Annotated in this window: 9 protein-coding genes; 6 read left to right on the top strand and 3 right to left on the bottom strand. The window is 70.6% G+C overall.

Annotated elements, in window-relative coordinates:
* Positions 1-233: 233 nt before the first annotated feature.
* On the top strand, positions 234-1,748 hold the full coding sequence (locus WME85_RS41675) for a serine/threonine protein kinase (RefSeq protein WP_437829507.1): 1,515 nt from the start codon (positions 234-236) through the stop codon (positions 1,746-1,748).
* A 219-nt stretch (positions 1,749-1,967) separates the two neighbouring features.
* Here WME85_RS41675 and WME85_RS41670 read toward each other — a convergent pair whose 3' ends face one another.
* The gene (locus WME85_RS41670; RefSeq protein WP_437829504.1) at positions 1,968-3,473 is read right to left on the bottom strand and encodes a helicase HerA domain-containing protein; all 1,506 of its coding nucleotides are present in this window, start codon (positions 3,471-3,473) and stop codon (positions 1,968-1,970) included.
* A 1,001-nt stretch (positions 3,474-4,474) separates the two neighbouring features.
* On the opposite strand from WME85_RS41670, the gene WME85_RS41665 reads away from it, so the two are divergent.
* The 4 genes from WME85_RS41665 (at position 4,475) to WME85_RS41650 (ending at position 11,205) form a co-directional block, all read left to right on the top strand.
* Positions 4,475-5,893, top strand: a complete 1,419-nt coding sequence (locus WME85_RS41665) for a family 2B encapsulin nanocompartment shell protein (RefSeq protein WP_437829501.1) — start codon at positions 4,475-4,477, stop codon at positions 5,891-5,893.
* A gap of 58 nt (positions 5,894-5,951) precedes the next feature.
* Positions 5,952-8,297, top strand: a complete 2,346-nt coding sequence (locus WME85_RS41660; protein WP_437829499.1) for a family 2 encapsulin nanocompartment cargo protein terpene cyclase — start codon at positions 5,952-5,954, stop codon at positions 8,295-8,297.
* Positions 8,294-9,700, top strand: coding sequence for a family 2B encapsulin nanocompartment shell protein (locus WME85_RS41655; protein WP_437829496.1), 1,407 nt, complete (start codon positions 8,294-8,296; stop codon positions 9,698-9,700). The genes WME85_RS41660 and WME85_RS41655 overlap by 4 nt, the downstream gene beginning before the upstream one ends.
* 659 nt (positions 9,701-10,359) lie before the next feature.
* Entirely contained in the window at positions 10,360-11,205 is an 846-nt protein-coding gene (locus WME85_RS41650) for a hypothetical protein (protein WP_437829494.1), read from the top strand.
* An 85-nt stretch (positions 11,206-11,290) separates the two neighbouring features.
* Here the strand turns inward: WME85_RS41650 and WME85_RS41645 are convergent, their stop codons facing one another.
* Both WME85_RS41645 and WME85_RS41640 read right to left on the bottom strand, forming a co-directional pair.
* Positions 11,291-11,488: a hypothetical protein gene (locus tag WME85_RS41645; protein ID WP_437829491.1), complete on the bottom strand. Its 198-nt coding sequence runs from the start codon at positions 11,486-11,488 to the stop codon at positions 11,291-11,293.
* A gap of 120 nt (positions 11,489-11,608) precedes the next feature.
* Positions 11,609-12,667, bottom strand: a complete 1,059-nt coding sequence (locus WME85_RS41640) for an RNA polymerase sigma factor (RefSeq protein ID WP_437829489.1) — start codon at positions 12,665-12,667, stop codon at positions 11,609-11,611.
* Positions 12,668-13,130: 463 nt separating this feature from the next.
* Here WME85_RS41640 and WME85_RS41635 point away from each other — a divergent pair, with 463 nt between their 5' ends.
* On the top strand, positions 13,131-14,123 hold the full coding sequence (locus WME85_RS41635) for a PEGA domain-containing protein (protein WP_437829487.1): 993 nt from the start codon (positions 13,131-13,133) through the stop codon (positions 14,121-14,123).
* Position 14,124: the final 1 nt, after the last annotated feature.

Here is a 14,124-nt window from a genome sequence, read left to right as displayed (position 1 = left end):
CGGCGCTCCCGCAGGTGAGCCGGGGCGCGGCCGGCGCGGGGGGAATCCACGGGGGGATGGTCGCGGTGATTCCTGCGGCGCGCGGGCGGCGATAGGATGGGCATGCATTCGCTGCACCCCGTCCACCCACCGCAGGAGGGCTAGCCTCGACCGACGCCGTCGACGCGTGACGTGCGCAACGTGCGCAACGTGCGCGACGTGCGCAACGTAGATCGAGCGCAGCAGACAACGAGATGCCCGCCTCACGCCCCCACACCAAGCACGCCGAGCCCGACGCGACGCGGGGGCTGTTCGCCGGCAAGTACCGGCTCATCCGGATGCTGGGCAAGGGCGCGATGGGGGAGGTGTGGCTCGCCGAGGAGGACGGGCCGCCCGAGTCCCGGCGCCTGGTCGCGCTGAAGCGGCTGGCCCCGAGGCCCGAGCTCGGCGCCTACGCGAGGGAGTCGTTCTTCGCCGAGGCGCAGGTGATCGCGCGGCTCGACCACCCGAACGTGGTGCGGCTGGTCGAGCTCGGGACCTTCGAGGGCTCCGTGTACCTCGCCCTCGACTACGTCGACGGGCCCGCCATCGATCGCGTGCTCAGGAAGGTGGGCGCGTTCTCGCCGCGCGTCGTGGCCTACATCGGCCGGGAGATGGCGAGGGCGCTCGAGGCCGTGCACACGCTCTGCGAGGACGACGGGCGGAGCTACGCGGTCGTCCACCGCGACGTCTCGCCCTCGAACATCCTGATCGGGCGGGACGGCCGCGTGTGCCTGACCGACTTCGGGGTCGCGCGCGTCCCGGGCGTCGGGGGCGAGCAGGCCGACAGCGGCGTGTTCAAGGGGAAGCTCCCGTACATGCCCCCGGAGCAGGCGCGCGGCGAGCCGTTCGACGGGCGCGCGGACGTCTTCTCGCTGGGGCTCACGCTGCTGGAGGCGCTGCTCGGCAGCCGGGTGCGCAAGGCCGAGACGCAGACGCAGCTCATCCTGCGCGTCGCCTCGACGCCGATCCCCCGCGCCCGCGCGCTCCTGCCCGAGCTGAGCGCGCCGCTCGCGGACGCGCTCGACGCCGCGACCGAGTTCAGCGCGGACAAGCGGACCGCCACCGCGGGCAAGCTGGCCGAAGCGCTGGAGCAGGTGCTCCTCGGGATGGGCCAGGGCGCCGAGCAGGAGGCCCGGAACGAGCTGAAGGAGCTGGTCGAGACCTACCTCGCGCGGGCGCGCTCGACGAGCAACTCCGGCTGCCACGCCGCGCCGTCGATCCCGCCCGCGAGCGCGCCGGGGCAGAGCTCGCCGGGGCTGACGGGGTATGCGCCGGGCGCCATGCCCGCTGGCGCGCCGGGCCGTCCTTCGTCGCCCGACGGACGGCGGAGCGCGCCGCCAGCGCGCGGGAGCGGCGCCCCGCGCCCGCCAGGCGCGGCCATGGGCGCGCTCTCGGTGCAGTACCTCGATTTCGACGGCCCGGATGACGACGCGCCGCCGCGCCCGCCCTCGCACGCGACCTCGACCACGCCGGAGGGCGAGCTCCAGCGAAGGCGCGCCGCGACCGTGGCCGGCGGCGAGGTGGCGCAGAGGAGCGGCACGCCCGCAGGGAGCAAGCTGCCCGCGGCGGACGTGGTGCGCGCCGGCGAGGCGGCGCCCGACGAGGAGCCTGCGATGGCCGGGCTCACCCCCGAGCAGCAGCGGCGCAAACGGACGATCTTCTTCGCGGGGCTGTTCGTGCTGGGGGCGCTCGCGACGACGCGCCTGCTGTTCGTCTCGGGCTGCTAGCCCCGCGCCTCTCACGCTCGTCGTTGAGCGGTGGTGGGGAGAGATTTGAACCACAGAGCGGTGGTGGGGAGAGATTTGAACCACAGAGGGCACAGAGGGGAGAGAACAGAGAGGAGGCAACGACGCCTTCTTTTTCTCTCTCCTCTGTGCCTCTGTGCCTCTGTGGTTCCCTCTCTCATGAACGAGGGAGAACCTTGGCGACGCGGCACCGGGTCCGTGTCAGCCGAGCTGGATCGCGCGGAGCACGGCCGCCTCGTTCAGCGCGTGACGGCCGCCCTGGACCGACGCGAAGCCCGCGCGAGCGAGCGCGCCGAGCGCGTGCACGGCGCGCCGGATCTCGACCTGGCTGCGCGAGCCGCCGCGCGCGGCGAGCTCCTCGGCGGTCAGCGCCGCGCCGCCGGCGAGCAGCTTCGCCGCCAGCGCGACGTGCGCCACCGACCTGGGCGATCGCCGCCGCGCGTGGCTCCTCGCGGCGCTCACCATCTGCTTGACGCCGCGCGCCTCGAGCACCGCCCCGGCCGGCAGCGCGAGATCCCGGAGCGACGGGGAGGCCGGCCTCGCGGCGACCTTCCCGCCCGCGCCGGCCGGCGCGGGCGGAAGCGGCGCGGGCGCCGCGGGGGCGCGATCCCGCGGCGCGGCGGGAGCGAGCGCCGGCGGCGGGCGCGCGGCGTCGACCTGGCCCGCGCGCGCCACGGTCTCGTTCTGGATGACGACCTTGACGACGCCGGCCACCCGCAGCGCGATGCGCAGCTGCTCGGCCTCGGCCTCGGCGGCCCTGCGCGCCTCGTCGGCCTGCTCGAGCTGCCGCTCGAGGCGGCGGATCTCGGCGCGCAGCGCGGCGCTCGGATCGGGCGCCCTCGCGCTCGCGAGCTCGTCGGCGAGCGCCTCGCGCAGCTCGTCGATGAGCGTGCTCAGCTTCGAGTCCGCGACCCGCGGCGCGCCGCCCGCCTCGCCGGTCCAGCTCGGGGCCTCGCCGCCGTGGGCGGTGTGGCGGGCGCGCCAGCGCTCGAAGCGCCCGATGGCCGGCAGGAAGAACTCGCCGGCGGGGAGCGCGCGGAACTCGTCGAACGTGTGCCCGTCGACGAGCGCCCTCACCGCGTCGTAGTCGCGCTCGATCTCGAAGCCGCCGATCGCGGGGAAGTTGAGCTGGCTCATGAGCTCCTTCGAGACAGCCTGCGTGCGCTGGCTGGCGACGGCGAGGAGGACGCCGCGCTTGCGGCCCTGCTTGGCGAAGCGGTGCAGGAGGTCCGAGGTGAGCGACGCGCCGGACTGGGGCGCGAAGATGTGCACCTCCTCGACGACGAGGGCCGCGGGCGCGCGGCGCTCGGACAGGAGGACCCAGAGCCGCTCGAGGAACGGGAGCGCGGCGCTCTGCTGGGCGCGGCTCGTGGGCTGATCGGAGAGGTCGATGACGAGGCCGAGCCCCTCGTCGAGCACCCGCGCGAGCGCGAGCGCCGCCGCGCGCTCGCCGGAGGGCAGCGGCAGGTCCGCGTGCGCGCCGCCGAGGACGAGCAGGCGGAACCGCTCCCGCAGCGTGTGGAGCTCTCCCTCGGGATCGACGGCGACGACGGGGATGCCGGCCGCGAGCAGCTCCTCGCAGAGGACCCCGACGCCGAAGCTCTTGCCGCGACCGGACGAGGCCCAGATGCCGACGCGCAGGCCGGTGCGGGCGTAGTCGGACAGGTCGAGCTGGTAGCCTTCGCAGAGGGAGAGGGTGGGGCTCAAAGGATCGCCTCCCGTGGGGGCTCGGGGCCGGTCGCGCTCGCCTGCGGACTCTAGGCGAGCGCGGCGGCGCGGGCGAGCGGGGCGGGTCGGATCGCACGAAAGAGTCGAGCGCCAAGGAGCGAAGGACGCAGGGAGGGGCGATGGCCTGGTCCTGCGACCCGGGGCGGGGTCGGACCAAGGTCGAACCCCCACAAGGAGGCACGGCCAAGGGGCTGCCGCGTCTCGCACCTGGCGACCTCGCAACAAGCCTCTTCCGGGCTGGTCATGAAATTGAAGGGAACGCTCGTGTGCCAGCGGTGAGGTCGAGGAGCGTCGCCGCGATGTATCCAGTGCGTCGACTCCGTGCTATCCGCACGCCATCCATCGAGTCCTCGTTGCCGGCTGTGGACTCCATTGTTGTGCGTTCGTCCCTTCTCCCGAAGGGAGTAGTGTGTCGCTCCGGAGTCGCGACATCCCAATAACGATACATTGGTGCGAGCAAACGACGGATGGAGTGCAGCCCGTGCAGCCATCGATGCCGTCCGCCGGCCGTCCGCCGGCCGGCCGCCGGCCTCCGCGGTGCACCTCCACGAGGGGGCACGGCGCGTCACGAAAGCGTCAAAAGAAAAAAAAGCGAGACCGCTGTCGAGTCTTGACCTACGCCGTGGGCGGACGCTACAACGCTGGCGCGGGACGGAAAAAGCTGTAACGGCTGCGCGTCATCGCGTGACCGTGCAGAACCAGAGCAATGACGCGTGGGGGCACGCGTGAGGTCGCGCCGGGGGCAGTGCGCGACAGGATCCATCGATCGATCGCCGGTCAGCCGCTGGACTGCGTAGTTCGCTCACCGGCGTCTCCGTCGACTCGAGAGCTGTGCTGTTCAGGGGCAATCGATTCATCGCTCCGGGCTGCCTTGGCTGCCCGGCGGCTCCCCCGCGACCTCCGCGCGCTCCTCCGGCCCGACCCGGCGAACGACGAAGCTCCTCAACCACCGCCACGACCGCAGAGCGAAGAGGTTTCTCATGGCGAACACAGATGATTCGGCCCCCCTGGGCGGACAGCAACACTACCAGCTCAGCCTCGGGACGCCGGCCGCGCGCAAGCTGGCGACGACCACCAAGTCGCCGCCCCAGATGCAGGGCATCACGTCGCGGTGGCTGCTCAAGCTCCTGCCGTGGGTGCAGGTGTCCGGCGGCGTGTTCCGCGTCAACCGCCGGCTTTCCTTCGCCGTGGGCGACGGCCGCGTGAGCTTCACCAACACCGGCGCCGCGGTGCAGGTCATCCCGCAGGAGCTGTGCGAGCTGCCGATCCTGCGCGGCTTCGACGACGACGAGCTCCTCGTCGCGCTGGCGAGCCGCTTCGCCCAGCGCGAGTTCAAGGCGGGCGACGTGATCGTCGAGGCGGGCCAGCCGTCCGACGCGATCTTCCTCATCGCCCATGGCAAGGTCGAGCGCATCGGCAAGGGCAAATTCGGCGATCAGACGGTGCTCGACGTGCTGGCCGACGGCGATCACTTCGGCGATAAGACGGTGATCGAGTCCCAGGACAGCTGGGACTTCACGGCGCGGGCGGTCACGCCCTGCACGGTGCTGACGCTCCCGCAGCGGGCCTTCAGCGACATTCTCGAACAGTCCGATCGGCTCCGGGGCCATATCGAGCGCTTCAAGGCGCTGGCGAGCAAGCCGAAGGACAAGGACGGCGAGGCCTGCATCGAGCTCTCCGCGGGCCACAAGGGCGAGCCCGACCTCCCGGGCACCTTCGTCGACTACGAGCTCGCGCCGCGCGAGTACGAGCTGAGCGTCGCCCAGACGGTGCTGCGGATCCACTCCCGCGTCGCCGACCTGTTCAACAACCCGATGAACCAGACCGAGGAGCAGCTCCGGCTCACGATCGAGGCCCTGCGCGAGCGGCAGGAGCACGAGATGATCAACAACCGCGAGATCGGCCTGCTCCACAACGCCGACCTCAAGCAGCGCATCCACACCCGGAGCGGGCCGCCCACCCCCGACGACCTCGACGAGCTCCTCTCGCTCGTGTGGAAGGATCCGAGCTTCTTCCTCGCCCACCCGCGCACGATCGCGGCCTTCGGACAGGAGTGCAACCGCCGCGGCGTCTACCCGCAGAGCACGGAGGTGAACGGCAACAAGGTGCCTGCGTGGCGCGGCGTGCCCATCTTCCCCTGCAGCAAGATCCCCGTCAGCGACACGCGCACGAGCTCCATCCTGCTGATGCGCGCGGGCGCGGAGAAGCAGGGCGTCGTCGGCCTGCACCAGACCGGCATCCCCGACGAGTACCAGCCCAGCCTGTCCGTGCGGTTCATGGGCATCAACGAGAAGGCGATCATCTCGTACCTCGTCAGCGCCTACTACTCGGTGGCCGTCCTCGTGCCCGACGCGCTCGGGGTCCTCGAGAACGTGGAGATCGGCCGGGCCCAGGGCTGACGCGCCCCCGGGGGGGAGACGCGGTCCGTGGCTGTTCACTCAGCGGCGAGCAGAGGTCATGCAACCCTTCGAGCTACCCCAGTTCTACGTGCCGTGGCCGGCGCGGCTCAACCCCCACCTGGAAGCCGCCCGCGCGCACTCCAAGGCGTGGGCCCGCGAGGTCGGGTTCCTCGCCCCTGAAGGCAAGGAGAGCAGCGACGACATCTGGACCGAGCACGACTTCGACTCCCACGATTACGCGCTGCTCTGCGCGTACACCCACCCGGAGGCGCCGGAGGCGGAGCTCAACCTGATCACCGACTGGTACGTCTGGGTATTCTACTTCGACGACCACTTCCTCGAGATCTACAAGCGCACCAAGGACCTCAAGGGGTCGAAGGCGTACCTCGACAGGCTGCCGTCCTTCATGCCCGTGGAGCCGACCCGCGCGACGCCCGCGCCGACCAACCCCGTCGAGCTGGGCCTCGTCGACCTGTGGGCCCGCACCGCGCCCGGCACGTCCTCGGACTGGCGGCGCCGGTTCGTCGAGGCCACGAAGAACCTCCTCGCGGAGTCCACCTGGGAGCTCAACAACATCAACGAGGGGCGCGTCGCCAATCCGATCGAGTACATCGAGATGCGGCGCAAGGTCGGCGGCGCGCCGTGGTCGGCGGGCCTGGTCGAGCACGCGGTCTCGGCCCAGATCCCGGCCAGGATCTCCGAGAGCCGGCCGCTGCGCGTGCTCAAGGACGCCTTCTCCGACGCCGTCCACCTCCGGAACGACATCTTCTCTTATCAGCGAGAGGTCGAGCAAGAGGGGGAGAACGCGAACTGCGTCCTCGTCCTCGAGCGCTTCCTCGGCGTGGACACCCAGCGCGCCGCGGACCTCGTCAACGAGATCCTGAGCTCGCGGCTGTACCAGTTCGAGAACACCGTGTTCACCGAGCTGCCCTCCCTCTTCGAGGAGCACGGCCTCGATCCGAGGGAGCGCCGGGACGTGCTCGTCTACGCGCGGGGCCTCCAGGACTGGCAATCTGGCGGCCACGAGTGGCACATGCGGTCGAGCCGCTACATGAACAAGCAGGCGAACGCCGGCTCGCCAGTCGGGTGGAGCGCCGGCGGGCCGACGGGGCTCGGGACCTCGGCGGCGATCCTCAAGCGGGTGGTCGGGGCGCTGGGGCTCACGCGCTTCAAGAGCTTCACCCACGTCCCGTACCAGCCGGTCGGGCCGGTCAAGCTGCCCGCCATCTACATGCCTTTCCCGCTGGCGTTGAGCCCTCACCTGGAGGCCTCGCGCAGGCACACCATCGCGTGGGCGCGGCAGATGGGGATGATCGACGTCGTGCCGGGAGCGGCGCTGTCCGGGTTGTGGACGGAGGAGCGGCTCGCCGGCTTCGACTTTGCCCTGTGCGCCGCCGGGATCCACCCCGACGCGTCCGGGCCGGCGCTCGACATCTCGTCGCAGTGGCTCACCTGGGGGACCTACGGCGACGACACCTTCCCGGCCGTCTACGGGAACACGCGCGACATGGCGGGCGCGAAGGGGTTCGTCCGGCGGCTGCCGGCGTTCATGCCGGTCGGCTCCGACGCGGCCCCGCCGCCCACGAACGTGGTCGAGCGCAGCCTCCTCGACCTCTGGTCCCGCACCGCGCCCACGATGTCGCCGTACGCGCAGCGCCGGTTCCGCCGCGCGATCGAGGAGATGACCGAGAGCTGGCTGTGGGAGCTCGCCAACCACGTCGAGGGGCGGATCCCGGATCCGGTCGACTACGTGGAGATGCGCCGCGCCACGTTCGGCTCGGATCTGACCATGGCCCTGTGCCAGCTCGCCGTCGGCGAGAGCATCGCGCCCGAGATCTTCAGCACCCGGCCGATGCGCAACCTGACCAACAGCGCCCAGGATTTCTGCTGCCTGATGAACGACATCTTCTCTTATCAGAAGGAGATCCAGTTCGAGGGCGAGCTCAACAACGGCGTGCTGGTCGTCGAGAAGTTCCTCGACTGCGACAAGGAGCAGGCGGTCGGCGTCGTCAACGACCTGATGAGGGCTCGGGTCGAGCAGTTCGAGCACATCGTCGCGACCGAGCTCCCCGTGCTCTTCGACGAGCTGAGCCTGGACGCCGGCGCGCGCGAGAAGCTCACCAGGTACGTCAAGGACGTCGAGAACTGGATGGCCGGCGTCCTCCACTGGCACCGGGGCACGAAGCGGTATCTGGAGCCCGTGCTCCACAAGACGCCCACGGTGGGGCGCCTGCTGTATGGCCCCGGCGGGCTCGGCACCTCGGCGGCCCGCGTGGCCTCGCTCCGCGGCGACCGGGGCTCCGCGGCGGCCGACGCGCCGCCGGCCCGGGCTCCCGCGCGGATCGGCACGGCGAAGACGGCTTCATTGGTTGAACAGCTCAAGGCTCGGGGAGAGAAAGCATGACGACGTCGTCGAACTGGGACCCTCGTGACGAGGATTTTCACAAGCGGCTCAGCCTCGGGACGGAGGCGGCGCGGAAGCTGGCGACGACCACCAAGTCCCCGCCGCAGATGGCGTCGATCACGCCGCGGTGGCTCCTCAAGGTGCTGCCGTGGGTGGAGGTCTCGGCCGGCGTGTTCCGGGTGAACCGGAGGCTCTCCTACGCCGTGGGCGACGGCCGCGTGACCTTCACCGAGGTCGGCCAGAGCGTGCGCGTGATCCCGCGGGAGCTGTGCGAGCTGCCGATCCTGCGCGGCTTCGACGAGGACGCCGTGCTGGAGGAGCTCGCCGACAGGTTCGTCCAGCGCGACGTGCAGCCCGGCGACGTGATCGTGGAGCGGGGGCAGCCGGCGGACAAGATCTGCCTCATCGCGAGCGGCAAGGTCGAGAAGCTCGGGGTCGGCAAGTACGGCGACACGACGGTGCTCGGCGTGCTGGCCGACGGCGACTATTTCACGGCCGAGGCGCTGCTCGAATCGCAGGATCAGTGGCAGTTCACGGCCAGGGCGGTCACCGCGGGCACGGTGCTGCTCCTCGACCAGGGTGCGTTCGAGGAGGTGGTCAGCGGGTCCGCGGCGCTCACGGAGCACCTCGAGCAGTTCAAGGCGAGGGCGAGCAAGCCGCAGGACAAGGACGGTCAGGCCGCCATCGCGCTGGCCGCCGGGCACAAGGGCGAGCCAGACCTGCCGGGGACGTTCGTCGACTACGATCTCAGGCCGAGGGAGTACGAGCTGAGCGTCGCGCAGACGATCCTGCGCGTACACACGCGGGTCGCCGACCTGTTCAACGACCCGATGAACCAGGTCAAGGAGCAGCTCCGGCTCACGATCGAGGCGCTCCGGGAGACCCAGGAGCACGAGCTGATCAACAACCGCGAGTTCGGGCTGCTCCACAGCGCCGACGTCAAGCAGCGGCTCCAGACCCGCACCGGGACGGCCACGCCCGACGACCTCGACGAGCTGCTCTGCCGGCGGAGGAAGTCGCGCGTGCTGCTCGCCCACCCGCTCGCGATCGCCGCGTTCGGCCGGGAGTGCAGCCGCCGCGGCCTCTACCCGCAGACCGTGGAGCTGAACGGAACGACCGTGCGCTCCTGGCGCGGCGTGCCGCTGCTGCCGTGCGACAAGATCCCGATCACCGGCGGCGGCGTGACCTCCATCCTGGTCATGCGCACGGGGCTCGAGGATCAGGGGGTCGTCGGGCTGCACCAGACCGGGATCCCCGACGAGGTCGAGCCCAGCCTCAACGTCCGGTTCATGGGCATCAGCGACAAGGCCATCATGTCGTACCTCGTCAGCGCCTATTACTCCGCCGCCGTGCTCATCCCCGACGCGCTCGGCATCCTCGAGAACGTCCAGATCGGGCGCTGAGCGCGGCCGCGCTCCGCCGGAGGCGTTGCTAAGACCGATCCTCCCTGTGAGCGTACAGGATACGGCGAGATCGTCTGGCCCTGGTGCCCGTGGCGGCGTCGTGCCGGTTGTAGGGTTGGCCAGGATTCCGCACCATCTGCCGAGCCGGGAGAGGCTCGGACCCTCGGCGATCGGGCGTAAGGCCAGGCCAAATTGGGGTTGACCCCCGCGGGAACGTGTGCAGGGCTAGGCCAGAGGGGGCTGAACCCCCCTGCGACCAGGCGCGAGGCCAGGCCAGATTGTGGTTGACCCCCGCGGGAACATGTGCAGGGCCAGGCCAGATGGGGGTTAACCCCCGCGGGAACGGGTACAGGGCCAGGCCAGAGGGGGGCTGAACCCCCCCGCGACCAGGCGCGAGGCCAGGCCAGATGGGGGTTGACCCCCGCGGGAACGGGTACAGGGCCAGGCCAGAGGGGGGCTGAACCCCCCGGCGACCAGGCGCGAGACCAGGCGAGGCAGGGGTCGAGCCCTGTGCGATCGGATGCAACGCCAGGCGAGGCGGGGGTCGACCGCGGGACGCGTCGACTCCGTGCTATCCGCTCACCAAACATCGCTTTCACGTTGCCGGCTACAGACACCTTCAGTGTACATTCCTCCCTTTCCCCCGAGGGGAGGATTCTATGGATGGTACGCTCGAATCGATCTTCAACCTGTACGTCTTCACCACCGGCCGCCGGCTGTTCGCCCTCCGGCAGGTCCGTGTCATCGCCAAGGAGCAGCGCTTCACGGAACTGGTCAAGCACTGCGACGCCGCGGTGGAGCACGACTTGGCCACGCGCGCGATGGAGCGCCGCTGGGCCGGGGAGCCCCTGGCAACGGGCTCGAACCCCGCCGCCCAGCGCATCGACGTGCTCGTCGACCGCACGCTCGGCGCGATCCGCGATCACGTCGTCGCGCAGACGCAGGGCGCCGCGCCCGACGATCCCATTCACAAGGAGGTGGCGGCGTTCTTGAAACCGCTCTTCCCCGTGAGCGTACAGGCGATCACCTCGCTTCCGTATGTCGATGAGCTCGCGGCCGTCGACGATATCGTGGCCCTGCTTCAAGGGCAGCTCGCCCCGGCCGCGAAGGAGTTCGGCCTCGGCCGCCTGGTCAATCGCCTCGCGGACCTCGCGGTCCAGTACCGCGAGGCGCTCGAGGCTCCGCCGCCGTCGCTCATCGACTGGGGCCGGGTGCGCGCGGCGCGCGCCGAAGGTCAGGGACTTCTGCTGGAGGCCGTCGCCATCATCCTGGGCAAGCACCACGCGCGCACGCGCGAGGGGACCGCGGCCCGCCTCGCGCTGCTCGCGCCGATTCTCCAGCAGAACGAGGCGATCGGGCAGTATCTGCGCTCGCGGCGCGCGATCGCAGACGTGAACCCGGAGACGGGTGAGGACGAGCCGGCCGCCCCGGCCGCGCCGGCCTCGGCCGCCCCGGCCCCGGGCGCGCCCACCCCGGGCGCGCCCGAACAGCACCCGATCGCGTAACGACTGGTCCCACCGGCGCGCCGAGCCGCGTTTCCGCACACGGCACGCGCCGGGAGACCGCCTCGACGCCGCGAACACATCGTCCTCACGGGAACACCTGAGACATCGAGAGGGCGGCCTCCTCGTCATCGTGCGCGTGCTCGCGCGCCTCGCGAAGCCCGCGCTCTCGTCCCAGCGCTTCGCGTGCGGTGACCGCGAAGCCGATCGCGACGCAGGCTATCATCGCGAGCCCGAGCGGCGAGACCAGCCACATCGCAACCAGTAGATCGTCCATCGTATTCATCGCGTTTCGTCTCCTGGACGTGGTCGTTCTTGTCCGGACGCACGGCGGACCTTCGCCGTGTGCTGTCCGAAGACAGCACCAGGGTCACCGCCTGTTAGCTGCCGAAGGACAGCCGGGGGTTCAGCGAAGCTGCCGGACGAGTGCTTCACGCTCGGCGACAAGCCGCCCACGGGGGAACTCCCGCGCGTGGGTGTTCAGCAGCCGGAGAGCCTCGACGTTGGCCATGGCGTTGCGGGCCTCGATGGCCCTGCGGGCCTGGTCGATCAGGCTCCTCTCGCGCTCGCTGCCGGTCGGTCGAACGGTGCTCGTCGGAGACGCGGGCTGGCGATCGCTCGTCGTTGAGGGAACGGGCGTGCTGCTCGCCATCGCCTGCGCGCGCGCGCTTCCTTGCTCCCTCGGCGACGACATCTCGGGCGCGATCGGCGCGGCCGGTGCCGCGGCGCCGTGCACGCGTTCTCCACCGGCGGGCCCCGCCGCGCTGTGCGCGCCGCCTCGCGCTGGGGACGCCGCAGCCTCCTGCGCAGCGGGCGGGGTGGCAGGGACGCGGACCGCCGCCGCCCCGTGCCACGATTCCAGGTCGGGCAGGGAGGGCGCTGAGGAGACGAGCGTGCCGGTCAGCAGGACGAGCCCGACTTGGACGAGGATCCTCACGCCCAGACGGCGCAGCGAAGCCACCCACGACGGGCGACGGCCGAGGCCCAGCGCGAGCGGCACGCAGAGGCTATCGTCTCTTCCCTGAGAGCGCTGCTGCTCCTGCCACCGCTCCCGCTGCACCCTGAGCTCCTTGTGCGCCCGCCAGTGTCGCGTCTTCACCGTGCCCAGCGGCAGTCCCTGCTCGTTGGCGATCTCGGCGAGCGGGACCTCTTGGAGATCGTGCTTGATCACGAGATCCCGGTACTTGGGATCGAGTTGGTCTATCAGCTGGCGCGTGAACTCTTCCCGCTGCCGTCTCCGGAGCAGCTCTTCCGGCGTGGAGCACTCGTCTCGGATCTCACACTCATCGAACGACGTCAGCACCTCGCCGCGGCAGCGTGCGTCACGGACGTGATTGCGCGCCTGGTTGATGGCGATCGTGACGCGGTACGGGGCTGGGTCTCCCCCCAGGTCGAGCCGCTTGTCGGCCTCGAGCCCCCGCAGCAGCGCTTCCTGAGCGACATCCTCGGCGTTTCGCGCCGGCACACCGTGGCGCCGGGCGAGGCGCCGGAAGAGCTCAAGGCCGGGAGAGGCGGTCGCTGGCTCGCCCACGGTAAGCAGCACACTTGAGCCGCCCCAAACGCTTCAAAAAAAAGAACCGACGAGCAACTTTGGTCGGGCAATCTGTGCCTAGGTAGCACCATCAACCACACGAGAATGGACCTTGAGGACGGCTGAGCACATTCCGTCATTCCGCCGTCAATTCTCGCCCAAACGGCCGAGACGTCGCGGCTTGTGCCAGTTGACGACTAGCGGCCGGCGTAAGTACCGTCACCGGATGCGTCACATTGCGCATTCGCTCTCGCTTCTTCTCGCGCTCGGGGCCGCAACAGGCTTCACGAAATCTGCCAGCGCCGATGATGTGTCCCCGAAGGCGCAACAGGCTTCACGAAGTCTGCCACCGCCGGCGACGTCCCCCCCGAAGGCGAGACCGAGCGACAGTTCATCGGTGAAGGACCATGTTCGCCGTGGTCAGAGAGCGCGCAATGCAGGGCGGTGGATCGAGGCACACGCTGCGTACAAGGCTGCTTTCGAGGCTGCAGACCCGACGACAAGCACCGAGCGAGAACGGGCGGAGATCGCCGGCGAGCTTGGCCTTTGCGAGGTCGCGCTGCACAGGTATCGAGACGCGGCCGAGCACCTTGCCAAGAGCCTCGAACAGCGCGAAGCGCTGCCGGAAGCGCTCGAGCGGCGATTCGAGGCAGGACGGCGCGATGCAGCGAAGCGCGTCGCTACGCTCGTGCTCGCGGTCGATCCGCCCGACGCCGAGGTGCTCATCGACGGCGAGCGCATCGGGCGGACCGCGCGGACCTACACGCTCTTCTTCGAGCCGGGCAACCACATGGTGCGCGCCCGAGCACCGGGCCACGCGGGCGGCTTTCAATCGTTCTTCGCCGTGGCGGGCGCGGAGCACGGGATCACGATTGAGCTGCCCCTCGCGGCGGCGGGCAGTGCCAAGGAGACCGCGCCGGTCTCACCGAAGGAAACGCCGAAGGCCCTGAGCTCTTCGCCCGCTGTTCGGAGCCGGCCGCCCAGCCCGTGGACATCCTGGCCAGGCACCCTGCGCACCGCCGGTATCGGGTTGACCTTGGCGACAGGCTCGCTCGGTGCGGTCTTCATGGTTCGCGCGAGGAACGCCGACGGAGACCTGCACGAGCGGAACGCGAGGCTCGACGCCGCGGGGGTCTCTCAAGGGGCCTGTCGGGAAACGCCGAAGCCTTCCTGGTGCTCCGAGCTGACGGCTTTACGACGAGAGCGAGATCTCTTCGCCGGGCTCGGAACGGCGATGGTGGTGACGAGCGGTGTGGTGGGCGCTGCGACCCTGGCTTCGTTCTTCACGGACTTCTCGTTTCTGCAGGCTGAACCGACGAAGGCTCGGCTTGCGCTGGTGCCGACGGTGACGCCGGCACAGGCGGGCATCGTGGCGTATGGCGCGTGGTGAT

This window comes from Sorangium sp. So ce1153 (assembly GCF_051521595.1).
GTDB lineage: Bacteria > Myxococcota_A > Polyangia > Polyangiales > Polyangiaceae > Sorangium.
This window is presented reverse-complemented; position numbering and strand designations above follow the sequence as displayed.